The 24528-nt window shown below is 55.3% G+C and carries 16 protein-coding genes; 3 read left to right on the forward strand and 13 right to left on the reverse strand.

All coding sequences use genetic code 11. The annotated features are described in order from the left end of the window. Positions 1–22: 22 nt before the first annotated feature. Positions 23–775, reverse strand: a complete 753-nt coding sequence (gene modA / locus ACLEIV_RS08315; protein WP_410456182.1) for a molybdate ABC transporter substrate-binding protein — start codon at positions 773–775, stop codon at positions 23–25. Positions 776–941: 166 nt separating this feature from the next. On the opposite strand from modA, the gene ACLEIV_RS08320 reads away from it, so the two are divergent. After that, positions 942–1733, forward strand: coding sequence for a TOBE domain-containing protein (locus ACLEIV_RS08320; RefSeq protein WP_410456183.1), 792 nt, complete (start codon positions 942–944; stop codon positions 1731–1733). 215 nt (positions 1734–1948) lie between these two features. On the opposite strand, the gene acnA is transcribed toward ACLEIV_RS08320, so the two are convergent. Continuing rightward, positions 1949–4666 (reverse strand): aconitate hydratase AcnA, encoded by a 2718-nt coding sequence (acnA, locus tag ACLEIV_RS08325; RefSeq protein ID WP_410456184.1) that lies wholly within the window; start codon positions 4664–4666, stop codon positions 1949–1951. A 276-nt stretch (positions 4667–4942) separates the two neighbouring features. Here acnA and rimK point away from each other — a divergent pair, with 276 nt between their 5' ends. Both rimK and ACLEIV_RS08335 read left to right on the forward strand, forming a co-directional pair. Continuing rightward, a complete protein-coding gene (gene rimK, locus ACLEIV_RS08330; protein ID WP_410456185.1) occupies positions 4943–5845 on the forward strand; it encodes a 30S ribosomal protein S6--L-glutamate ligase in 903 nt (300 codons plus the stop codon). After that, positions 5845–6864 (forward strand): succinylglutamate desuccinylase/aspartoacylase family protein, encoded by a 1020-nt coding sequence (locus ACLEIV_RS08335; protein ID WP_410456186.1) that lies wholly within the window; start codon positions 5845–5847, stop codon positions 6862–6864. Before rimK ends, ACLEIV_RS08335 begins: the two co-directional genes overlap by 1 nt. 41 nt (positions 6865–6905) lie before the next feature. On the opposite strand, the gene serA is transcribed toward ACLEIV_RS08335, so the two are convergent. The 11 genes from serA to ACLEIV_RS08390 form a co-directional block, all read right to left on the reverse strand. Then, the gene (gene serA / locus ACLEIV_RS08340) at positions 6906–8135 is read right to left on the reverse strand and encodes a phosphoglycerate dehydrogenase (protein ID WP_410456187.1); all 1230 of its coding nucleotides are present in this window, start codon (positions 8133–8135) and stop codon (positions 6906–6908) included. A 173-nt stretch (positions 8136–8308) separates the two neighbouring features. After that, the gene (locus ACLEIV_RS08345; protein ID WP_410456188.1) at positions 8309–9019 is read right to left on the reverse strand and encodes an SIMPL domain-containing protein; all 711 of its coding nucleotides are present in this window, start codon (positions 9017–9019) and stop codon (positions 8309–8311) included. Between the two features lie 54 nt (positions 9020–9073). Further along, complete coding sequence (locus ACLEIV_RS08350; protein WP_410456189.1) at positions 9074–9589, reverse strand: hypothetical protein; 516 nt, start codon at positions 9587–9589, stop codon at positions 9074–9076. A gap of 25 nt (positions 9590–9614) precedes the next feature. After that, on the reverse strand, positions 9615–12587 hold the full coding sequence (locus tag ACLEIV_RS08355) for a retention module-containing protein (RefSeq protein ID WP_410456190.1): 2973 nt from the start codon (positions 12585–12587) through the stop codon (positions 9615–9617). 124 nt (positions 12588–12711) lie between these two features. Further along, complete coding sequence (locus ACLEIV_RS08360; protein ID WP_410456191.1) at positions 12712–14622, reverse strand: EAL domain-containing protein; 1911 nt, start codon at positions 14620–14622, stop codon at positions 12712–12714. 2 nt (positions 14623–14624) lie between these two features. Next, a complete protein-coding gene (locus ACLEIV_RS08365) occupies positions 14625–15311 on the reverse strand; it encodes a transglutaminase-like cysteine peptidase (protein ID WP_410456192.1) in 687 nt (228 codons plus the stop codon). Beyond that, entirely contained in the window at positions 15311–15913 is a 603-nt protein-coding gene (locus ACLEIV_RS08370) for an OmpA family protein (RefSeq protein ID WP_410456193.1), read from the reverse strand. The genes ACLEIV_RS08365 and ACLEIV_RS08370 overlap by 1 nt, the downstream gene beginning before the upstream one ends. Before the next feature lie 11 nt (positions 15914–15924). After that, positions 15925–17238 carry a TolC family outer membrane protein gene (locus ACLEIV_RS08375; protein WP_410456194.1) on the reverse strand — a complete coding sequence of 438 codons (1314 nt, stop codon included), beginning with the start codon at positions 17236–17238 and terminating at the stop codon, positions 15925–15927. Positions 17239–17260: 22 nt separating this feature from the next. Continuing rightward, positions 17261–18646, reverse strand: a complete 1386-nt coding sequence (locus tag ACLEIV_RS08380; protein ID WP_410456195.1) for an HlyD family type I secretion periplasmic adaptor subunit — start codon at positions 18644–18646, stop codon at positions 17261–17263. Further along, entirely contained in the window at positions 18639–20783 is a 2145-nt protein-coding gene (locus ACLEIV_RS08385; RefSeq protein WP_410456196.1) for a type I secretion system permease/ATPase, read from the reverse strand. The genes ACLEIV_RS08380 and ACLEIV_RS08385 overlap by 8 nt, the downstream gene beginning before the upstream one ends. A 123-nt stretch (positions 20784–20906) precedes the next feature. Continuing rightward, a complete protein-coding gene (locus ACLEIV_RS08390) occupies positions 20907–24374 on the reverse strand; it encodes a Calx-beta domain-containing protein (protein WP_410456197.1) in 3468 nt (1155 codons plus the stop codon). Positions 24375–24528 lie beyond the last annotated feature (154 nt).

Genomic DNA, 24528 nt, shown 5'->3' on the forward strand with positions numbered 1-24528 from the left:
CTTCTTCCTCATGCCTGTTTCGTTATTGGGCTGCGACACCATAGCCGTAGGACTCGATCACCCGGGCCGCGGCCGGCGAGCGGATATAATCCAGCAGATCCCGGGCGGCGGCACCGTCTTTCAGCAACACCGCCTGCTGTACTATGGGATCGTACAAGTCTTCCGGCACCTGCCAGTAGGAGCCGTCGGCAAAGACGCCGTCTTTGAAAATCTGGGACTTGGCGACGAAACCCAGTTGGGCGTTCTGACTGTATACGTACTGATAGGCCTGGCCGATGTTTTCGCCTCGTACCATCCTGGACTGTAGCGTGTCCCAATGGCCCAGCGTTTCCAGTACCTGCTGTGCTGCGCGACCATAAGGCGCGGTTCTGGGGTTGGCGATAGACAGAAAACGGAAATCCTGCCGTTGCAGTACCTGCAGATCGTCATCGATGACATCGGCGGCGGGGCTCCACAACACCAGCTTGCCCAGTGCATAGGTGAAGCGACTATCGGCGATGGCCACCCCTTCCTTATCCAGCAGGGTCGGACGCTGTTCGTCGGCCGCAAGAAAGACATCGAAAGGCGCACCATTCTTGATCTGGGCATAGAGTTTGCCAGTCGCACCGGAAGACACCAACACCTTATGCCCGCTTTGTTCGCCGAAGTTTTTGCCCAACAGCTCCATCACATCGATAAAATTGGTGGCCACCGCCACCCGGATTTCATCGGCCGCCAGCGGAGCGGAGCACCCCAGCAAAACAAACAACAGGGGCAAGTACGGCGTCTTCTTCATATCTTCATCCATCCATTGGCGATATAACAAAATACATAATGACTGACACTGTACCGCTGTATAAACAAAAACACAACGATACTTGTCACACCACCAACCGGAATAAGCATTTGAACACCGGCTCCGGCTTCGCCACAATGGCGCCAGTCGACTTTGAGGACTACCGATGGATCTGCAACTACTGCTGAGCCTGCACAGCCAGGATAAATTGTTCGTCAACCCCCGGCGCATCCGCCTGCTGGAGCAGATCCGTACCCAGGGCTCGATCAGCCGGGGTGCCAGGGCCGCCGGCATCAGCTACAAGTCGGCCTGGGATGCGGTCAGGGAGATCAACACCCTGGCCGATCAGCCGGTTGTCGAGAGCGAAACCGGTGGCAAGGGTGGCGGCGGCGCCCTGCTCACGCCCTATGGCGAACGGCTGCTCAAGATTTATCGCCTGCTGGAACAGATAGAGCGCATGGCGGTGAATGCCCTCCAGGACGAGTCGACTTCCCTCGACAGCCTGTTGTCGGTGGTCGCTCGCTTCTCGCTGCAGACCAGCGCCCGCAACCAGTTTTTCACCCGGGTACTCTCACTGGATCCAACAGATCTCAGTCGCAAGGTTTGTTTACAGATGAACGGCGGCCCCCTGCTCTACGCGGACATAACCGAGCGCAGCAGTCATCGGCTGGGGCTGACACCCGGCAAGGAGGTATTGGCCCTGATCAAGGCACCCTGGGTACAGCTTGAGCCGGAAAATACGCCGGCGGCCGACGACCGCGATAACCGCTTGCCGGGAATCATTACCGAGCTAGTGCCGGGGGAAGAATTCGATGAATATGAACTTAAGCTGGATCAGGGCGAACCACTGTGCGCCCTGCTGTCAAAAACAGACAGCCGGCGGCTGAAACTGGCCGCAGGTAACCGGGTTCAGGCCCGCTTTGCGCCTTCTCAAGTGATACTGGCAACCTTGGGGTGAAGGACCGTGCTGAACAAATACCAATTTGAATAAAGATCTCATCTTTTTCAAACTCGAATTCAGAGCAACACAGTTAACAGACGACTCGGCAGCATCGAGGAGGACAAAGGGAGCTGCTCAGCCGCACCACAGATGGTGCGGCTGAGCCCCCAGCGAGTCGGCGGAGAAGTGCCCTTTGTCAGGTTTCTTGCTGCCATCAAAGCTGATGGCTTCCTTTACCCCAGCATGCGCCGGATCACGTAGTGCAGTATGCCGCCGTGCCGGTAGTAGGTCAGCTCGTTACCGGTATCGATGCGACAGCGTACCTTGATCTGTTGTGCCCTGCCGTCCACACCTGCTATCTTCACCACCAGCTCCTTACCGGGCGTCAGGTCATCCAGTCCCTTGATGCTGATCAGCTCGTCACCTTTCAGCCCCAGACTCTCGGCGCTGTCACCGATAAACTCCAGCGGCACCACCCCCATACCGATCAGGTTGGATCTGTGGATACGCTCGTAAGAGCCGGCAATCACGGCACGCACCCCCAGCAACAGGGTACCCTTGGCTGCCCAGTCACGACTGGAACCGGTGCCGTACTCCTTGCCGGCCACCACCACCAGCGGCACTCCTTCTTCCTGATAACGCATGGCGGCGTCGTAAATCGACAACTGCTCGCCACTGGGATAGTGCCGGGTTTCACCACCTTCCACGTCTTCCAGCATGCGGTTACGAATGCGGATATTGGCAAAGGTGCCGCGCATCATCACCTCGTGATTCCCCCGACGGGAACCATAGGAGTTGAAATCCTTGCGCTCCACACCCAACGACTGCAGGTATTGGCCCGCCGGACTGTCGGCCTTGATACTGCCGGCCGGAGAAATATGGTCGGTAGTGACCGAATCTCCCAGAATGGCCAGCAATCGGGCCTGAGCAATGTCTTCCACCGGCTCCGGCTCTTTGGCCATGGTCCGGAAAAACGGCGGATGCTGAATGTAACTGGAGTCCGACTGCCAGTTGAAGGTGCTACTGTCTTCTACCGCGATGGCCTGCCAGTGCTCATCGCCATCGAATACCGCGGCGTATTCCTTGTGAAACATCTCTCTGTTGACCAGCTCCACCGCCTCGGCTATCGCCTGCTGCGAAGGCCAGATATCTTTCAGGTAGACAGGTTTGCCGTCTTTGCCGGTGCCGAGCGGCTCGCGGGTCAGATCGACATTCATGCTGCCGGCCAAGGCGTAAGCCACCACCAGCGGCGGCGACGCCAACCAGTTGGACTTCACGAAGGGGTGAATACGCCCTTCGAAGTTCCGATTGCCCGACAGCACCGCCGCTACGGTCAGATCGTGTTTTTTAATGGCCTGCTCGATGGGATCGGCCAGGGGACCCGAGTTACCTATGCAGGTGGTGCAGCCATAGCCGACCAGATAAAAGCCCAGCTGTTCCAGGTAGGGCATCAGGCCGGCTTTCTCGAGGTAGTCGGTCACCACCTTGGAGCCCGGCGCCAACGAGCTCTTCACCCAGGGCGCCCTCGTCAGGCCCTTCTCTGCCGCCGACTTGGCCAGCAGCCCGGCGGCCATCAGCACACTCGGGTTGGAGGTGTTGGTACAGGAGGTGATGGCAGCAATGACCACGGCGCCGTCCTTCAGCTTGTGACGGCTACCGTTCAGCGAAAATTCGGCCTCCAGCGACTGTCTGGCCGCCACCGCCGTTTGCCCGCCCTCGCCTTCCAGACAGTCTTTCTGATCCTGATCTACCCGAAGCTCACCACTCTGGCCGAATATCTCGGGTACCTTCGATAGTTCGACCCTGTCTTGCGGCCGCTTGGGCCCGGCCAGACAGGCTTCCACCTTTCCCATGTCCAGGCTGAGAGTATCGGTAAACATCGGCTCGTCGCCGGCATGTCGCCACAGCCCCTGTGCCTTGCTATAGGCTTCAACCAGTTCCACCTGCTCCTCACTACGACCGGTGAGGGTCAGGTAGCGCAGGGTTTCTTCGTCCACCGGGAAGAAACCGCAGGTGGCGCCGTATTCCGGCGCCATGTTGGCGATGGTGGCACGGTCGGCCAGCGGCAGGGAGGCCAGACCGTCACCATAGAATTCCACGAACTTGCCGACCACGCCTTTGTTACGCAGCATCTGCACCACCGTCAGCACCAGATCGGTGGCGGTAATGCCTTCTCGCAGCTTGCCTGTGAGCTTGAAGCCCACCACCTCGGGGATCAGCATCGACACCGGCTGGCCCAGCATGGCCGCCTCGGCCTCTATGCCGCCCACGCCCCAACCGAGGATTCCCAGGGCGTTGATCATGGTGGTATGAGAGTCGGTACCGACCAGGGTATCCGGGCAGACAACGGTAGTACCATCCTGCTGCTGTTGCCAGACCGTCTGGCCCAGATATTCCAGGTTGACCTGGTGGCAGATGCCGGTGCCGGGCGGTACCACCCGGAAGTTGTCGAAGGTTTGCTGGCCCCAGCGCAAAAAGGCATAACGCTCGCCGTTACGGGCCATTTCCATGCCCACGTTGGTGGCAAAGGCCTGCTCGCTGGCAAAGGCATCCACCATCACGGAGTGGTCTATCACCAGATCCACTGCCGACAGCGGGTTTACCTGCTCGGCCTGGCCGCCCAGCCGCCGCACCGCATCGCGCATGGCGGCCAAATCCACCACCGCCGGCACCCCGGTAAAGTCCTGCATCAGCACCCGCACCGGGCGAAAGGCAATTTCCCGGTCAGAGGCCCCCCGCTGCAGCCACTCGGTCATGGCGGTAATATCATCCTGGGTCACAGTGTCGTCATCCAGGTTACGCAGCAGGTTTTCGGTCAGTACTTTCAACGACTTGGGCAATAGAGCCAGTTCCTGACTCTGAGGCAGTTTTTGCAGGCAATAATAAAGGTAGGATTTCTGACCCAGGGTCAGCGTATCGGTAAAAGACGAAGTCAGACGGTAAGACATCATTCCTCCTTAACGATGGAAGTAGTCGGTGCAAAGTTCACCGGCTCAGATCCATTTAGACATAGACAGAGCCACAAAGGAAGCTCATGTTCAAAAAGCACCCAACCTCGCCTCTTGTCGGCGTAAAAACAGGCCAACACTGCTACGTTAAGGTCATATTCGAATATTTTTGGCTTCAGCCCCGGTATTTCTTGTTGGCGCAATGTCGTTGGATAGCGTAGATAGAGGGCCTGAATTGTCTCCCCTGAACATCAACGGATAGAGAGCCGTGCCACACCCATGAAAATTGCTATTCTTTCACGCAATGCATCCCTGTATTCCACCCGCCGCCTGCGCGAGGCCGCAGAGGCCCGGGGCCATGAGGTGCGCATCATCGATGCCCTCAAGTGCTACATGAACATCAATGACAACAAACCCTCTATTCACTATCACGGTGAGGAGCTCGAACACTTCGATGCGATTATTCCACGTATCGGTGCCAGCGTGACCTTCTACGGCACCGCCGTGTTACGCCAGTTCGAAATGATGAACGGCTATTCGCTGAACCACTCCGCCGCCATCAGCCGCTCCCGCGACAAGCTGCGCTCGCTGCAGTTGCTGTCGGGTCAGGGCGTGGGTATGCCGGTAACCGGCTTCGCCTGCAAGCCCGACGATGTACCCGATCTGATCGACATGGTGGGCGGTGCCCCTTTGGTGATCAAGCTGCTGGAAGGCACCCAGGGCATTGGTGTGGTACTGGCGGAAACCCGCAAGGCCGCCGAAAGCGTGCTGGAAGCCTTTATGGGGCTCAAGGCCAACATCATGGTGCAGGAGTTTATCGAAGAAGCCGGCGGTGCCGATATTCGCTGTTTCGTGCTGGGTGACAAGGTCATCGCCGCCATGAAACGACAGGCCAAGGAAGGCGAGTTTCGCTCCAACCTGCACCGGGGCGGCGCCGCTCAGCTGATCCGTATCAGCCCGGAAGAACGCAAGACCGCCATTGCCTCGGCCCGGGCCATGGGCCTGAGTGTGGCCGGAGTTGACCTGTTACGATCCAAACGAGGCCCACTGGTGATGGAGGTCAACTCTTCGCCGGGCCTGCAGGGCATCGAGGTGGCGACCGGCAAAGACGTGGCCGATCTGATGATTCAGTACATCGAAAAGCATTCCCATAAAAAAACCAAAACCCGGGAGCGTGGCTGATGGTGGTCCCTTTTCACATCGCCGGAGATCAGGTTGCCCCGGGCCAGCGCAAGGTACTGCAACTGGCACTGGCCCAGCTTTACACCCAGTCACCGTTGACGGTACCGCTGGAAGTGGTGCACGGCAAGCATCCCGGCCCTGTGCTGCTGATCTGCGCCGCCATACACGGCGACGAGCTCAACGGCATCGAGATCGTCAATCAGGTCTTGAGCCGGGTCAACCCGGCCCGGCTGAAGGGCACCCTGATCGCGGTACCCGTGGTGAATGTGTTCGGTTTTATCCACAAGTCCCGCTATCTGCCGGACCGGCGGGATCTGAATCGCTGTTTTCCGGGCTCGGAAAAAGGCTCGCTCGGCTCGCGGGTGGCGCATTTTTTCGTCGATGAAATCGTCAACAAGTGCTCGCACATCATCGACCTGCACACCGGCGCCATCCACAGATCCAACCTGCCCCAGATCCGGGCCCAACTGGACTGCAACATTACCCGCCAGATGTCCGAGAGCTTTGGCGCGCCGGTGATCCTGGACTCCAGCATCCGTGATGGCTCGCTGCGGGCGGTGGCGGAAAGCCGCGACATCCCGGTGATCCTGTATGAAGCCGGCGAAGCCCTGCGCTTCGATCCTGTGGCCATCAAGGCCGGGACCCGCGGCGTACTGAACGTGATGCGCACCCTTGGCATGCTGAAGCCCACGGTGACTAAAGCCCGGATGAACCCGATGATCGCCAAATCCAGCGCCTGGATCCGCGCAGAGCAAGACGGTCTTTTACATCTCAAGGCCCGACTGGGTGACAGAGTGAGCAAGGGAGAATGCCTGGGTACCATTACCGCGCCGCTGGGAACGGAGGTCTGCGAGGTGGTAGCACCCAAGGGAGGCATAGTGATTGGTTGCCTGACCATGCCCTTGGTGAACGAAGGGGATGCGGTCTACCATATTGCCAGCTTTGACGAGGTGAAACAGGCCGAGATAAGCGTGGAGCGTTTTGTGGACGAACTCGATATCCAGCCGCAGACATTATAAAAAAGGGGCCTGGGCCCCTTTTTTATGGCTAATGCTTGAAATCAATGCAAAATTCGGGCGCGAATGGTGCCTTCAATGGATTTCAGCTTTTCCAGTGCCTGCTCGCTTTGTGCCGTTTCCACTTCTATAACCACATAACCAATCTTGGGCGAGGTCTGCAGATACTGGGCTGCGATGTTGATATCCTCGGCGGCAAAGGCCTGCACTATCTGGCTCAGAATGCCCGGCTTGTTGTGGTGAATATGTAACAGGCGGCTGGTATCGGGATGCTCGGGCAGAGACACCTCGGGGAAGTTGACCGCAGACAGAGTAGAGCCGTTATCGGAATACTTTATAAGCTTGCCGGCCACTTCATAACCAATGTTTTCCTGAGCTTCCTGGGTGGAACCACCGATATGCGGAGTCAGGATCACGTTATCAAATTGACGCAGAGGTGACACAAACTCTTCATCGTTAGACTTGGGCTCAACCGGGAACACATCTATGGCGGCTCCGGCAATGTGCTTACTTGCCAAGGCCACGGCCAGAGCATCGATATCCACGACGGTTCCGCGAGAAGCGTTGATCAGAATGGCGCCCGGCTTCATCATCGCCAACTCTTCCGCACCCAGCATATTCCTGGTCTGCGGGGTTTCCGGTACATGCAGCGATACCACATCGGACATGTTCAGCAGCTCTTGCAGGCTGGCTACCTGAGTGGCATTGCCCAGTGACAGCTTGCTTTCGATATCATAATAAGACACCTGCATGCCGATACCCTCGGCGATAATGCCAAGCTGAATACCGATATGGCCATAACCGATAATACCCAGGCGTTTACCGCGGGCTTCAAAAGAATGGTTGGCGGTTTTCTGCCATTCGCCGCGATGAGCCAGCGCATTACGTTCGGGGATACCGCGCAGTAACAACAGCAGTTCACCCAATACCAGTTCGGCCACACTGCGGGTGTTGGAGAAGGGCGCATTGAATACCGGAATACCGCGAATTTCGGCGGCGTTCAGGTCGACCTGATTGGTACCAATACAGAAGCAGCCGATGGCGACCAGCTTGTCGGCGGCGTCCAGTACCGCCTCTGTCAGTTGAGTACGTGAGCGTAAACCGACAAAATGAACGTCTTTGATCCGTTCTTTCAGTTCATCTTCCGCCAGCGATGTCTTCAGATAGTCAATGTTGCTGTAACCCGCACTTTTGAAAGATTCAACTGTGCCCGGGTGTACTCCTTCCAGTAATAAAATTTTAATTTTTTCTTTATCTAAAGAATGGTTAGCCATTACCTGGTCCTTTATGACTGCTGCGTTAGTATCACCATAAAGTACCAAAAACATCGGCTTTAGGGAATTTATGTAGCCAAAGTCACGTTTTTTTAAGTTATAAATTTTTTTTTAATATTATCGGGATACCAGAGGCTGATACAAGGCGATTCCATTCGCCTCCCCGATGCTGTTCAGTCCAGATTGAAGACCACTTGCACCCGGTCGGTAAACTGGATCTCATTCTGTACATAGCTGGCATTCAGCGCTTCTTCCGAAGCCATCTTCATCATGCCCAAATGCCGGGCCGGCGCCATCGATGGCAAGGGCTGATACTCGATGGCATAGACATCGCCCAGCTTGTGCCCAAATTCCTGAGCCAGTTCTTCCGCCAGGATCTTGGCATTGGCTACCGCCGCCAGTCGTGCCTCTCGATGTAATTCGTCTGCGTTGCGCCGATCGTAACTGACCTGCTGAATCGTCTGAACTCCCTGCTCCAGTATCTTGTTAAGAACCTGACTCAACAGATCCAGATCATACAATCGCACGCTGATCTGACGCTCGGCCTGATAACCAACCAGCTTGGGGCCCTCACCGTTCTTCGGGTAGGTGTAATCGGGACGGGTGATCACATTGCCGCTGTCGATGTCCTTCTTGCCGATCCCGAGTCTCGCCAGACTGCTGAACAGCGCCGCTACTTTGGTGTCCACTTCTTCTTTCGCCAACCGGCTTTCCGTCTTGAGTGCGGTCACCGCTACCGACAGGGTTGCCATATCGGGCGCCACCCGTATTTCCGACTGCCCCTGGGTCACCAGGTGGGGGTGCTCGGGAACGGCGATGGCAAAGGTGGTAGAGCTGAACAGCAGTGGCAACAGCGACAGGCTGCCCAGTGGAGAAATACGCATAATAAAGCCTCATGATAAGCAAGCGTCAGGTTGCTCCGGATGGAACCACCCTGTCTAATCATGTTGACTATACACCGCCAGCCAGTTGATCACATCCTCGATCCGCTCGCCGTCGAGATGCGCTGTGTCAGCTGCCGTCGCGACCATTATCGGCTCCAACTGCTCGCTTTCGTAGAGAATGTCTCCCAGATCCAGCACCACCAGCTCGTCGGTGGTCATCGTCTCGACCGGCGTCGGTAGTACCAGGACATTCGAAGGCAATGGCATGTCCTCTTCCGCTGCTGGTGGATACACCGCCAGAGAGACCCCCGCCTCATCCAGAAGGATGATGTCACCCGGTGCACCGGGCCCGGACAAGAACCACCGCTGCCCCTCGAAATCGATGGTAAATGCCGCCACCGACTCCCCTTCGCCATCGAAAAGCTCAACCTGCTCCAGCGCATGGCCGCCGAGTGGCCAAGGCATACCGACACCGTCGTCGACCAGAATATCCTGGCCGTCCCAGCAATAGCTGACCCCCTGCAGTAAAACCGTGGTCACCTTGGCCATGTTCACCTCTGTCTCTGTCACGAAAAGGCAGTCATCACGCCCTGTTTCAGCTGTCTATCACCAGTGTCTGATCGACCAGCATGGCATTGATGAGATCCGCACTGCTGGCCGCCCCGTAAAGCTCCAGCAGATCGACGCCTTCGAAACGGATTTGCTGCCATTCGTTACCCGCTTCGGGTAACACCTGCAGCAGGGTATCGCCATTGTCCGTATTGAAACTCAGGCAATCAGATAAATCGGCGACCTCGATATCCGTCAGCAAGGCGCTCAAATCCAGCTTGTCCTCCAGGGTAAAGTCGGTGATGACATTGACCGAATGGGATTCAGCTTCGGTAAATATGAAGGTATCGATTCCACCACCGCCGGTCATAATGTTGTTGCCCAGCAGACCATTCAACCCGTCATGACCATTATCGCCTACCAGCACATCGATATCGGCGCCCCCTATCAGCTTGTCGTCTCCCTCAAGCTCCAGAATATGGTTCTTGTTGTCCATTTCTCCTTCAAGAAAATCAGCCTGCACCGAACCAAACAATTTCGGGGTTGTACTATCGATGTCGATGCTGAACGGGTGGGTAACGACCTCCCCGTTACCATCCTTGGCGGTAAACTCAAACTCCAGCGTCTGACCTGCCAGGAAAGCACCGGGCTGCACCGAGTCTAAGTTGTGCAAATCGAACTCGTAACTGCCGTCGATATTCATATCCAGAGTGAAAAACTGCGAATTATCGACGTGTCCCGGCTCGTCTCCGATAAAAGCTGTCAGCCGCTCACCCAGATAGTGTTCGCCATCAAATCTATCTTCTCTTGTCAGCACGACTCCATCCGGACAATTCTGCAGCAGTACATTAATGCCGGACTCTGTATCGCCCATATCGATCAGCAAGCCGGCCGCTGCAAGGGCATGGCCCCAGAGCCCCGCAAAGGAAGCGGCGATATGAGGCAGGCTCAGATGGGTAATATAAAAGGTAACAGGAGCATGGCTATCGTGGCTGTGGTTGCCATGGTTACCGTGGTTGCCATGGTTACCGTGGTTGCCATGGTTGCCATGGTTGCCATGGTTACCGTGGTTGCCATGGTTGCCGTGATTACCGTGGTTGCCGTGGTTGCCGTGGTTGCCGTGATCATGGTCATGATGGTGCTCGCAATCGTCATCCGGCTGACCGTCAGGAGGCGGTGTCTGGCCGTTATCGTTGACGGTGATGTTCAACGTGGCACTGCTGGTATCTCCGTCACCGTCTGTCATGGTGTAGGTAAAGGATTCGGTGAGACCATCCTCATCCACATCTGCCGGACCGCGGTAGGTAAAGTCACCGTTGGAGTGCATGGTGAGAATGCCGTCGTTATCGGTGGGAATGTCCACCGAGCCATTCTCCGGTACCTCATAGGTTCTTTCGCCGTAGGTCACGGACACCACCCGGCCGAGACCATCGGCGCCGAATGCATCGGTTCCTCCCACATCATTTTCAAACACATTATCGGACAGTTGCGTCGGTGTCGGCACAGTTCCCTGCAAGGCCGCATCCAGCTCGGTGGCGTCAGCGATTATCAGGGTTTCATCACCGCTGTTGCCGACTTTATCCAACTCGGCCACCGCATTCGCCCCTTCGATACCGACCCCCACGGCAACCACATCGATGTAATTGCCATTACCATCGACAAAGCCCTGCCAGCCATCGGGAGCATCTCCCCTGTTGGGCTCGCCATCGGAAATGAAATATACCTTGTGTATCTCACCCGGCTTGTCATCGAGCTGCTCGGTCAGGATATCCTGAGCTGCATTCAAGGGCGCCGCATAGTTGGTAAAGCCGCCCGCCGTCAGGGCTTCGATATGGGCAAGCGCCTGTTCGACCGTCATATCGGTTTCGAAGCCTTTAACACCGTCGCCAAAATCAATGACGCTGATCCTCAGCTCGGCCGCAATGCCCTCGTAGCTGTTGATCAGGTTAATCAGCGCCGCCTTGGCAAGACAGAGCTTGTCACCCTGCATGCTGCCCGAGGTATCGATGACCAGCATCAGGTTGTAACAGGGCAGCCCGCTCTCGGGAACGCTGAAGTCGTCGTTTTCGGCGATGGGACCATCATCGTGTACGTCTATGGTCAGGCCGGCGCTGGCCTGATCGCCGTCATCGTCGGTGGCCCGTACCTCGAAGTTTTCCTTGAGAACATCCTCGGCGCCGGTATTCATGTCATCGGGATGATCCGCCGCCCCGTCCAGCTTGTAGGTCCACTGATAGACGCCATCGACCAGGGTAATTTCCAGGGTACCGTACTGGCCTTCAATCTGCCCGCCCCCGGTCACATCGACCCAGTCGCCGTTGGCCAGCCTGACCTCGAGTTTGGCCAGGGCGTCACCACCGGTATCGATATCGAAACGGCCGGAGGCACATTCGTTGTCGCTGCCCGGATTGGAGCCATCGGGCAAGGCGCTTTCTTCAACATAAGCGACTGTAGCGCCGCCACCCGAGCCACCGCCATCACCACCATTCCCTCCATCATCCGGCGGGGTGGGAGGAGGATCGATCACCACGGTAATCATGGGTATGGAGTTGTCATCAGCGGCCATATCACGCTCGGGCAGCACCCGTAACTGTGATGCAAACGCCTCGGTAGCAAAACGCGTGTCAAATCCCGCCTGGGAGATAACGGAATGCCCCACCCGGTCCACCACCACGAAGCCGTGGTTACCACTACTGCCGTCAAAGCCGGCTACCGGTGCCTCGTTACCGGCGGCGGGGGCGCCAAAGAGTTTGGTCGGATCCAGGCCGGCCAAAATGGCCGCCTGAATGGCGTCGGCATCCGCCATGGCAACGTCATTAACCGGAGGGATTGGGGTCGTATCTGCCAGCGGGGCATCGGCGTGGACAATTCGGGAGTTGCTATCGGTCAACAGCAGGGTGCCGGGCAACAACACCTGGCCCGCACCAACGGGCTCTACGGTGCCATCCTGACCGATAATGAAGGCTTTACCTTGCAGGCTGACGACTTTAACAGCACTGTCGATTCGAGTGGTTTCCATGGTCTTTGATCCCTGTTCACCTTGTAATACTTTAAGGCTAGGGCCGAAAACCACTTAGATCATGCTCAATATATAGGCAGCTAGCCGAAGACTAGCCGCCTTTCACATCGAAAAAATAGAATGGTTAATCGAGTCGCCTGGGCGGACTGACAAAGCCCTGATAGGCATCGACATACAATGTTTTAAGCACATCGACCTGTTTGCCGGTCTCCACGCGCGTGGCAATGGTCTGCGCCCCCATGTTATGCGCCGCCCGGCATACCGCCGCCAGAAAGGCATCGTCATAGTCCGGTTGTGCTACCTGGCTGCTATAGCCGTAGTCCAGCTTGACGTAATGGGGCCTCAGATCACCGAGGTGTGTCAATAAATCGAAATGTCGCCCGAAATGATCGATGCCCCATGCCACCTTCAATGAAGACAACGGTGCCATCAATGCGCTCTTGCTCGAAACGAACGCACTTTCCGGCAACTCCAGAAACAGTCGGGAATACACACCAGTATGCCGGTCGAGTAGCTGCTTGAGTTCATGCCAGAACTCCACCTGACGACAACTGTGCTGCGTCAGGTTAACGGCCAGTCGCAGCTCGGGCCTCTGTTTCAGCAATCTTAATGCACGACCCACTATATGCAGATCCAGGCGCTCGCCTAGCTTGAACTGATCCACCGCCGGCAAGAAATTACCGGCACCGTAGAGCACATCGTCCTTGCGGATGGCAATATACAACTCTTCATGCTGCAGCTGACCATCGAAGTCGAGCACCGCCTGACTGCTTAGTACAAAGTTGTCTTCCGCCAGCGCTTCTTCTACCAGCTGTTTCCAGGCCTGCCGGCCCATGTTGTGCTCTTCCTGGTGATATTCTATTACCACGGCACCGGCGGCGTTCATGCGGGCCTTGTTCAGCGCGTTGTCGGCGCGGGTCAGCAGCTGGCTGGTATCGTCGCCGGGCTGCACTACCACGATACCCACCACCGATATATCCCGGCCATTCACCGGATCGACCACCAAATCGGCAACCAGACGGTTGATTTCATCCCCCAGCAGAGATAACCGTTTGGCATCAGACTCCGGCACCAGCATGGCGTATTCATAAGCGGAAATGCGAGCCAGCGCATATTCATCGAAGCGGCGGCAAAGTTGTCGCAAATTGCCGGCAATGGCCTTAATCATCTGCTCCCGGGCGGAAAAGCCTTCATCCTGATAAAGCCGCTCCAGCATATCGACCGAAATAAGTATGGCGGCACCGCCGGTGCCATCGCCGATCCAGGACTGACTCTGGGACACAAAATAAGCCCGGTTTCCCAGCCCCGAGGTTTCATCCAGAAAGGCTTTATTGCGCAGTCGCTCCGCTTCATCGGCCTGCTCCCTGAACTGGACTTCAAGCTTTCCGGCCATATCATTGATAGCAGAGACAAGGGCCCTGAGTTCGCGAGTATTCGGCAGCGGAATCGCCTTGCCAAAATGGTGCAGCTCAATTTCCCGCGCCTGGATTTCAATATCGTGCAAGGGCTTGAGCAAATAACGCAACGCCAGTATCAGCAGACCCCATACCAGCAAAAAACAGACCACAAACCAGGTCGCCAATTGGCTCATTCCCTGCCAAAGTTGGTAATAAGCCTGTCCGGGATGCCCTTCAACATACAACTTCCCCAGCTGTAACCAGCCGGAAGTGAGCACAGCTTCATGCTTCTCACCGTCAAAGAGTCCGAGGTTAATAAACCAGTCAGGCACCCCACGGGGTTGAGCCTGATGTTCTCGGGTAATGTTCTGACCGGCCGCCAGTAAGTCGAGTTGTACCTTGCGATAAAAGCCACCATCGAATACCGCATTGATCACCGACTCTGCACCCAGGGTATCGCTGGTTTCCAGATAAGGGGTTAGCGCCAATCCCAACGAAGTCACGGTATTGATCACCGTGGTTTGCTGTTGTTGTGCCAGGTAGCTTCTGGTTGAACTGAACTGTACCGAGTACGCCGTAATAAACAGCATGGCAAAGAGCAGCAGCATGGTCACCAGAAGTTGCCGGTATAGAGTCATAGTTAGCCATCCAAATTCATGCGGGGTCGCTGTAGTCGTTTGACATCGACCCGGCCACGTAAATCATTCCAAAGAGACAGACGTGATGCCCGGCCGGCCAATTCGCCCTGACCTCGTTCCCGCATCAGCCATAGATGTTGACCGTTAAAACTGTAAATAGGCGCAAGATCGCCACGCTCCGTTGCTGGCCGAATGGTACCGTCGAGATTATCCAGAATCAAAGGTACCGCCGACGCCGTCGGGTAATAGGCAACCACCATATGAAACTGATCCAGTTCCAGTGCCTTGACATACACCAGCCTCAGCTTGCTATCGTCAATGCCTAATTCCCGCAACGAGAAATATTTGGCCACACTGAAGTCTTCACAATCTCCGCCACCTGCGCCTAAAAATTCCAGCGGCGTCGCCCAGTAGTCATTCTTGCCCCATAATTTGACATCGTCGATAAAACGCAGGCGATTAAAAAATATATTTACCCGCGACAGGCTTTCTCTGTCGCTCCAGTCTTTAGCCTGCCCGTCACGTACCAGTTGTCGCCAGCCACGAAGACGGTTAGCGGCCTTGTCACCATAAAACCGGTGTACCGCCTCGGCCATATTTTCATCTTCATCCAGTAACGACTGGGCTGGCGCACCAAGCACCAAGCCCAGTATCGCCAGCCCACAGAGCCGATGAAGAAATCGCCCCATTATTTGTCGGAGTTTTCAACGCTATAGACGTTCCAGCGCATTCTGGCTCCTTCTTTCATGCTGGTCAGCGCACCCACCACTCGCCGATTGGCGGCGGCAGCTTGCTCATCTTCGCCCATCAGCAAGGGCTTGCTCTCACCATAACCGATGATCTCCAGGCGATTCCCCTCAATCCCGGCTTTCATCAGGGCACGTCGCGCCGCTTCTGCCCGGCGCTTGGACAAGGCCTGGTTATACTCGTCGCTGCCCACCTGGCTTGCATGCCCTTCCAGCAACAGCTTAAGGTCGGGGTTTTGCTTCATGAAGTTCGCCATCTGGTTGATTTCATCCCGGTATTTGGGCGTGATCTCCGAACGATCGTGAGCAAACAGGATAATAATATCCTGCTGCAATGCTTTATAGGCACTACCGCCACAACCGCCGTTATCCACCTCCGAATTCGCAACCGAATCCAGACAGTTGTCCCGGGCGGCAATAACACCATCCCGATCGAGATCGGTTTGATCAAAAACCGCCACTGTTTCCCTCTCCGGCTCGGTCGTCAAGCTGGTACAGGCGGCTAATGGGAGTATAAGAGCCAATACAGTCCATGTTTTCATCATCTCTCTCCTTTTTATTTTTTAGCCTGCCACTGTTCCGGCTGGGTGAAACGCAGCGCATCAAGCAACTGCCCGGACGCATTCATGATGCGATACACCGCCAGCAGCTGATCGTACTCGGTATTGATGTAGGAGCGTCGAGTCTCGAACAACTCGTTTTCGGTGTTCAACACGTCCAGCAAGGTCCGGCTACCCAGTGAAAATTGCTTTTTATAGGCATCGACGGTATCGGAACTGGCTTCCACATGTTTGCGCAGAAAGTTTTTTTGCCGCCCGAGTGATTCATACGCAGCCCAAGACAAGCGCATACCTTCTTCTACCTGACGGTGTGCGTTCATGTGAATATCCTTGGCTTGCATCTCCAATGCCGAGGTCGAGCGGCTACGTGCCACGTCGGCGCCGCCGTTAAACAGGTTATACCGCATGCGTACCATGGCGGTGAAGTCGTTGTTGTGACCACGAACACCATCGATATCATCATTCCAGCCACTGTCCAGCTCCAGATTCACCTTGGGATAAAAACCGGATTTGGCATCTTCATGTTGATAACGAGCCGCTTCCACATCGAAGGCGGCGGATGCCAGGGTCGGATGCTTCTCCTGGGCAATCACCAGCGCTTCATCCAGTGTGGGCGGAATATAATTGGCGTCCGCCTTGGGTTGGCGCAAATCACCGGGCATGACATGTACCAGCGAGACAAACTGGCTCTCTGCGTCCCGCAAATTGTTTTCGGCGGCCGCCATATTGGAATAGGCTCGCGCCACCCGTCCCTGAATCTGGGTCAAATCGGCGGTAGATCCAACCCCGGAGTCGGTACGGCGCTGGATATCGGATAATATCTGTTCGTGCGTTTCCAGATTACGGCGCGACAGTTCGACAATTTCATCCTGGCGTAGTACGTCCAGGTAGACCTCGGCCACTCGCAGGGCAATATTTTCCGCATCGGAGAGCAGGGTATAGCGCTGAGCATCCGCTTCGGCCTGGGTTCGGTGAACATTGCTGGAGGTCTTGAAACCATCAAACAGCAACTGGCGCAATGAAAGGCCAGCTTCTTTTCGCGTCAGGGTCTTGTCGGCTCGATCGTCTCCGTCACGAGTACCCGGGCTGTCGGTATATTCATAACCAATACCGGCACTGGCATCGAGGGTCGGCAAATAGCCGGCAAATGCTTCATCCTGCTCGTATTGCCGGGACTGATAGAGATGAAACGCTTCCTTCACCTTCGGGTGGATTATCAGAGTCTGGGTCACCGCTTCTTCCAGAGTCTGGGCTTGTACCGGCAATACCAGGGCGGCACCGACCAACACTGCAATCGTCGTTTTTTTCATTTTTATTTCTCCCTTCTCGGATTTAACGCTCACGCAAAGCGCCCTGCCTTGCTCTTAATATGGGTTTGAGCAGGTAGTCCAGTACCGTTTTTTTACCCGTTATAATATCGACTCCGGCTTGCATGCCTGGAATGATCCTGAGCGGTGCCGTTTCCTGTCCCAGAAAGCTTTCCCGGGTACGAATGGTCGCCAGAAAAAAGGTATTTCCTTCCTCATCTTGGATGGAGTCGGCACTGATTTTCTCCACTTCACCGACCAAACCACCATAGATAGTGAAATCATAGGCGGTAAACTTGACCATCGCCTCCAGTCCCGGGCGTAAAAAACCGATATCTTTCGGCTCGATACGGGCTTCTACCAGCAAGGTATCTTCCAGCGGCACTATTTCGACCAGGTCTACCCCCGGCTGCACTATGCCGCCCACGGTATTCACATTAAGCGTTTTGATGGTGCCTTTGACCGGTGAGGTTACCGAGGTTCGCCGTACCCTGTCCTGCAGGCCAACTTCTCCCTGCTGTAACTGAACCAGCCGGTTGCGCCGCTCGTTCAGCTCTTTCTGAGCCTCGGAGCGGAAGGTCAACGCCACCTCCTTGCGCTTGAAGATGTTTTCCCGCAGGGATGCATCGAGTTTAGGCAACAGCAGGCGGGTCGATTCCAGCTCGCCCTGCATTTCGTTCAGCTGTCGTTCGAGGCGCAGAATTTCTACCTGAGGAACTATGCCTTCCCGGGCCAGCGGGCGGCTCATGTTCACTTCACGCGCGGCCAGCGAAACGCCGCGTTTCAGCGTACGCACCTTGGAATTGGTCTCTATGACTTCCTGCTCGCGTTGCTCTATCTGATTACCGAAAATGGACAACTGGTTTTTGACAAATCCCAGTCGCTCGTTAAACAAAGAGCGCTGGAACTCGGGCTGTCCCGGATACTGCTCGCTAAATTCGTCGGGAAACTCCAGACCAACCCTTTCAACCTTCACCTGTTCACGCCAGGCCAGGCCAGAGTCTTCCTGAATATGAATCGAGTTAACCTCTGCTTTTAACCGCCGTACATCACCCTGTAATGCCGCGATTTCCTGCTCCCTCTCCCGCAGATCCGACAGGAAACGGGTGTCATCGATAAGCAGCAACGCCTGTCCCTTTTCAACCTGCTGCCCTTCTCGGATATACAGCTCCCGGACTATGCCGCCCTCCAGGTTGGACACCACCTGGATCTGGCTGGAAGGGATCACCTTGCCCATGCCCGAGGTTACCTCTTCCAGCTCGGCAAAGTACGCCCATATTATGGCGACCATCACAAACAGCAGCATGCTCCACAACAGGGCCTTGCCCGCCCTGGGGGTATTCAGCAACACGGCGGCGGCGGTGTCATTGGTATAATCAAGCAGCTCCGGTGGCAATGTTTTTTTAGCCATGACCGGCCTCCTTGCTACGTACCTTGCCAGACTTCAACTGCTGCAATACCTGTGTTTTGGGTCCATCCGCCACTATCCGCCCCAGCTCCAGCACTATGACTCGATCAACCACCTCCAGCATAGAGGTACGATGGGTCACCAGCAGCAGCGTCTGTTCGGCCCGGAGCTTGAGCAGCTCCTGACGGATATACAGCTCGGAACGGTTATCCATGTTGGAAGTAGGCTCATCCATCATCAGCATAACGGGATCGTTGAGCATCGCCCGGGCGATAGCCACCGCCTGGCGTTGACCACCGGACAACTGGCGCCCGCCTTCACCAACCTGTTTATCCAGACCGTCGGGATCCTGATTGGTAAACAGGGTCACTCCCGCCCGCTGCGCCGCCGCCAGCACCTGACTTTCGTCCGCCAGTGGATTGGCAATCACTATGTTGTCGCGAATGGTACCGAAGAACAGGTTTACATCCTGTGGCACACAGCCGATATTGCGCCTGAGCACCGCCGGCTGCAGCTGACCAATATCGATACCATCGATACGAAGTGCCCCACCGGTCGGCTTGTAAAGGCCGACCACCAACCGCTCCAGGGTCGTTTTTCCCGAACCAATACGGCCGATAATGGCCACCTTTTCACCGGCCTTGATATGCAGATTCAGGTTACTCAACACATCGTGCTCGGAGCCCGGATAACGGAAGCTGACCTGATCAAACAGAATTTCGCCGCTGAATACCGGATGATGGATAAAGCGCCGTCCGGCTTCCTGCTCATCGGGTGCCGCCATTATCTGTTCCAGAATACCCATGGCGGATCGGGCCTGGTTATAACGGGTAGACAACACCGACATTTGTACCATGGGGGCTATGGCTCGGCCGCTCAGCATCACCGCCGCTATCAATCCACCCATCGACAAGTCACCGGCAGCAATCAGATACACTCCCAGCACGATAAGACTGATGGTGGTGAACTGCTGGGTCACATTGGCCAGTGTCGACACCGAGTTGGTCAGACGACGAGTTTTCATGCCCCAGTTGGCAATATGGCTGACCGCCTGCTCCCAACGGTGCTGAAAGGTGCCCTGAGCACCAAACAGCTTGATGGTTTCCAGGCCCGCTATACCTTCAACCAGGTTGGCATTTTTCTGAGACGCCAACCGAGAGCCTTCTTCGATACTGCGCTTCAAGGGTCGCTGGATCAGCACACTGAAACCAAGCAACAACAAAATCGCGATAACCGGCACCCACACCATAGAGCCGGCAAAAATCCAGATGATCAGCAAAAACAGGAAAGAAAACGGAATATCAACCAGCGCCGCCACCGTAGCCGACGTCAGAAAATCCCGCACCGATTCAAATTCCTGCAGATGCTTGGCAAAGGCGCCGGTAGACGGAGGCCGGGCTTCCATGCGCATGCCCATCACCTTGGAGAAAATCTGTGCCGACAGCAGCACGTCCGACTTTTTACCGGCCACATCGATAAAATGGCTGCGCAACATCCGCAACAGAAAATCGAATAAAAACACGATACCGGCACCGATAGCCAATACCCATAAGGAGTCGAAAGACAAATTGGGTACTATCTTGTCGTACACATTCATGGTGAACAGGGGCGTGACCAGAGCAAAAATGTTGATCAGCAAGGAGCCGATCAATACATCCCGGTAAATGGAAAAAGAACGACGCAAGGTACCCCAGAACCAGTGTCCATCCTGGGTATCCAGTACCTTGGGTGAACGCGCATCAAAACGAAATCTGGGCTTGGTAAAAATAACGTGACCGCTGTAACTGGCGGACAGCTTTTCAAGCGACAGCCATTGTTCACCTTCTCCCGAGCCCGGCAGCATGACCCGGCAACGGGCCTGCTCGGTATCCACCCCCAGCAGCACACCGGCACCGCCCTCTTCAAACAACAAAATACAGGGCAGCAGCAAGTCCGAAATATCGTCGAGCGAATAGGCCGCATGGTGGGCCGATAACTCGGCCCGTTCGGCCGCACGGGAAAAAAGCAAAGGGGTCAATTTGCCATCCGCCAGCGGCAAGCCATTGATCAACGCCTCTCCCTGATAAGGGTGGCCGTACACCTTGGTCAGAAACACCAGACTTTGCAGCAAGGGATCCTGAACCGTTTGTGAGTCCTGCATGAATACTACTGCTCTCTTCGGTCACGTCTGAGACTTATTCTAGTGAAGTTATGGCTCTAAGTGTCAGAAAAAAGATAAGCAACGCCCTTTAACATCAAGGGCGTTGCTTATCGGAGGCCATTTTTAACCATTGTCTGGCAGCTTACTCACCAATTCGTCCACCAGTATCTGGTTCAGAATATCCTGCTCATAACCCACTCCGTCCAGGGTAATATTCAATTCAGCCCCCGAACCGCTGCTGACTTTAATAACGGTGTCACCATCCTGCACTTCTGCCGTCAGGTGATCGCCAAGATTATTCTGTTCATCGTCGGTCAGGAAATCGGTCAGATCCAGCTTGTCTATACCCAGTTCAAATGACTTTACGACATCATTCTGAGTTTGTCCGGACCGAGCTTCTGCTGCACTCCAATAGAGAGTATCGCCGGTCAGATCACCGGTATTCAAATCGATAATACCCCCGCTCAAATCACTGATACCCAAATCGATAATGTCATCGCCCAGGCCGCCACTCACCTTGTCGGCGCCGGCTCCTGCACGAATGTTGTCATTGCCGGTACCACCATAAAGGATGTCGTTGCCTTCACCGCCGTCAATGGTGTCATCGCCACCCTGGCCATAGACCACATCATTACCGTCTCCGGCATAAATCGTATCACCCTCGCCTCGAGTATCGGTTTCTACATGCAGATCCGCATGATGTTCTGAAATATATGCCGAAATCTCCCCTTCGGTGGGAAGCAGCCCGGTACCTTCCAGATGATCAATCAGCCCCTGATACCCCTTGCCTTCGATACCCGACAGATCATCGGTATTGATCACATCACCAAAGATGATGTCATCGCCGGCACCGGCATCGATGGTATTGGACTGGCTGGGTGCCAAACCCACGATCACCTCGGGCAGTTCATTAGCATTGGCAACCAACGAAGCGCCCATAGTGCCATCGCTATTCACTGTATTATCGATGGGTGATAGATAGGTATCGACACTGTTTTGATTAACCCCATTACCTATCGCAATGGCGTGTATTTCCGGCGCGGTGCCTAGCTCGCCAATATAATCACTCAACTCGATATTTGCGGTATTCGCTTTGTCCCTATCGGAAGGTTCGCCATCAGTAACGAAGTAGACCTTACCGTTGGCAACCTCGCTGCCCAGCGACTCCAGGTAATCCTGTAAAGACGCTACCGCCTTATGCTGAGGAGTACCTCCGCTCGCTTCCAGGCCGTTGAGATAAGACAGCGCCGCCACGTAATCACCCTCAGACGACAGGGTCCAGGTAGTGGTGGTGCTGGCATTACTTCCTGCATAGGTAATTATTGTCAGGGTGACCGGAATACTGCTTTCTGCCGCCTGATGATAGGCGTCAGTCAATTTCACCAACGACTCTTTTACTACTTCGATGCGCGACTTGGTGGTAATACTCCTACTTCCGGTCTCGGCATCCCAGGCCATGCTGCCCGAGGTGTCGATGACATATACCACCTGAGCACCGGCGGTACCATTCACCAGTGAGCCACCAACATCGCCCAACAGTACGTCGCGTCCGGCACCGCCGGTGAGACTCTCTCCTCCCAGCATCAAGGCTCCGGTTTCATAAATGGTACCGATAGCCTGAATACCCGTCGCGGTTTCGTGACTGGCGTTAGAATAGGATGCAGAGCCGGACAGATTAGTCAGATTCAACGTCAGTTGCTCATTCCCTTCGGGTATCGCATCGGGATGAACCGTCACCGTTACCGTCTTGCTGGTTTCCCCTTCGGCAAACACCAGGGTACCGCTGACACCTGTATAGTCTCCACTTCCTACAGGACCAGCAGTGGCAGAGCCATTAGCAGTCGCATAATCCACGGTCACCGGGCCCGAGGCCGCCGTCGGCGCCTGATCCAGGGTCACTTCAAAGGTAAGAAAAGCGCTGTTATCGTTAGAGTCAACGTGTGCCTGGCCACTCTTGTCATTCAGATAGCTTTGCTGATCTATCGGCGGCAGACTGAGGTTACCTTCCAGGGTCAACACGTAAGAGCCCTGATCGTTGGAACCGTTAGGATAATCACTGCTACTACGGCCTTCGCGCTCGCTCAGGGTATGACTACCAATCGCCACCATATAGGTACCGGCAACCAGGTTGGTATCGGTGATAACAGCATCATCATTGCTGCCAGTATCTTGATTGACAGCAGTCAGACTTCCGTCGGCTTCCACACGGTAGAGTCGAAGATCGCCATCCATGTCCGTCGCATCAAGAGACAGATGCAGCGGCCCCCCCCGATGCTCGAATACCCATTGATCAACCGACGTATCACCATCTGATTCTTTGATGGCACCGCTGACCACCACAGGGCCATTAGAGGGCTCTGATACCTCCACATCTCCGACCGTAATAGTACGTACCGGCACACTCAGTGCCAAAGACTGACTGGTCGTATCGCCATTTGAGGCCTCGGTTGAGATAGCCTCAACACTCAGAGACAAATTAGCTCCGCTATAGTCGCCCGGTATCACACTAAGCTGAGCTAAATTCCAGCCGGTAATATCGACAGGCTGCTCATCCGCATCCACGGTAACACTGTGGGCACCATCCGACAAAGTGGCTCCTTCTGGCAGACCATGGAGCAACACCGTCAGTGCTTCCGAGCCATCAACATCATTCAAGGCTACATCGACTTCCGGTAACGCAATTTGATAACCGCCTATGACGGCCGGATAGTATCCACCATCGTTACCACCAACATAGTCATCATGAAGATTTGCATCCAAATCGGCAATATTCTGGTATGTCGGCAAGCTTGATAAAGACTGCACATCTCCACCATCAACCGACACCAACACGCTAAAGCTACCGATACCTGAGCCATTATAAGCGTACACTTCAAAATCGTAATACCCCGATACACCGGGTGTATATGTTTGGTTGTAACTACCCCAGGTATCGTAACCACTGCTAAATACCGTTTTGCCGCCCACTTCCAGATGGAAGGTATCATCACGATAACCACTGAATTGGTAAGTTTTACCTGCTTCCAGATACAGCAGACCGGTTGCGCGTACAGCCGTATCCTCTGGTAAACCAATTGGGCTCGAGCCATTCTGCAACTCAAGTGCCACGCGGGATGCGGAAGGAGACTTGCCACTTAATGCCGCTTCAAGATAATCGGCATTCTTCGCATTGCTGGTATTCAATGCATCGGTGCGGGTAAACGTATCCAGCTTGAGGCCGGTTGCTGCTGGCGGCATATATTTCGGTGCACTTTCTTCGACTGTGCCGGACAATGACAAACTCGGCTTGTCTGCGCGAGCCATCACGTTCACAACCATTTCGCTCACGGTACTACTCAGTTCACCATCGCTCACTGTAAAGCTGAAGTTACCCAGGCCGTTGCCCGATTCGTTATTGGCCGGCCCCGCTTCTCCTGCAGTCATGCGCAGGTAGCCGGCGTTAATATCCGCCAGCTCAACGGTTTGCCCCGCAGTCACGCTTTGCCAGTCCGCCCCATCAAACCATTCAAGCAAACCATCATTCGGCAGACTGATAATTTTCACTTCTGTCAGCGTATCGCCATCAATGTCGTTGAAACCAAAATCAGACACCGTGAATACATGCGTATTATCAGCATCAACGGTACCGTCGGTTATCTCTTTCACTTCAACGGTACCACCCGCCGCTGTGGGCGCGTTATTCACCGCACTCACCGTCACCGTGACGGTGGCGGTTTCGGTGACGCCGCCGCTGGTGACCGTGTAG

Source organism: Oceanisphaera submarina (assembly GCF_046521305.1).
GTDB lineage: Bacteria > Pseudomonadota > Gammaproteobacteria > Enterobacterales > Aeromonadaceae > Oceanimonas > Oceanimonas submarina.

Excerpts from the sequence above, each read along its gene's own strand:
- modA (WP_410456182.1), bottom strand. The coding sequence starts at position 775 with ATGAAGAAGACGCCGTACTTGCCCCTGTTGTTTGTTTTGCTGGGGTGC.
- ACLEIV_RS08320 (WP_410456183.1), top strand. The coding sequence starts at position 942 with ATGGATCTGCAACTACTGCTGAGCCTGCACAGCCAGGATAAATTGTTC.
- acnA (WP_410456184.1), bottom strand. The coding sequence starts at position 4,666 with ATGATGTCTTACCGTCTGACTTCGTCTTTTACCGATACGCTGACCCTG.
- rimK (WP_410456185.1), top strand. The coding sequence starts at position 4,943 with ATGAAAATTGCTATTCTTTCACGCAATGCATCCCTGTATTCCACCCGC.
- ACLEIV_RS08335 (WP_410456186.1), top strand. The coding sequence starts at position 5,845 with ATGGTGGTCCCTTTTCACATCGCCGGAGATCAGGTTGCCCCGGGCCAG.
- serA (WP_410456187.1), bottom strand. The coding sequence starts at position 8,135 with ATGGCTAACCATTCTTTAGATAAAGAAAAAATTAAAATTTTATTACTG.
- ACLEIV_RS08345 (WP_410456188.1), bottom strand. The coding sequence starts at position 9,019 with ATGCGTATTTCTCCACTGGGCAGCCTGTCGCTGTTGCCACTGCTGTTC.
- ACLEIV_RS08355 (WP_410456190.1), bottom strand. The coding sequence starts at position 12,587 with ATGGAAACCACTCGAATCGACAGTGCTGTTAAAGTCGTCAGCCTGCAA.
- ACLEIV_RS08360 (WP_410456191.1), bottom strand. The coding sequence starts at position 14,622 with ATGACTCTATACCGGCAACTTCTGGTGACCATGCTGCTGCTCTTTGCC.
- ACLEIV_RS08365 (WP_410456192.1), bottom strand. The coding sequence starts at position 15,311 with ATGGGGCGATTTCTTCATCGGCTCTGTGGGCTGGCGATACTGGGCTTG.
- ACLEIV_RS08370 (WP_410456193.1), bottom strand. The coding sequence starts at position 15,913 with ATGATGAAAACATGGACTGTATTGGCTCTTATACTCCCATTAGCCGCC.
- ACLEIV_RS08375 (WP_410456194.1), bottom strand. The coding sequence starts at position 17,238 with ATGAAAAAAACGACGATTGCAGTGTTGGTCGGTGCCGCCCTGGTATTG.
- ACLEIV_RS08380 (WP_410456195.1), bottom strand. The coding sequence starts at position 18,646 with ATGGCTAAAAAAACATTGCCACCGGAGCTGCTTGATTATACCAATGAC.
- ACLEIV_RS08385 (WP_410456196.1), bottom strand. The coding sequence starts at position 20,783 with ATGCAGGACTCACAAACGGTTCAGGATCCCTTGCTGCAAAGTCTGGTG.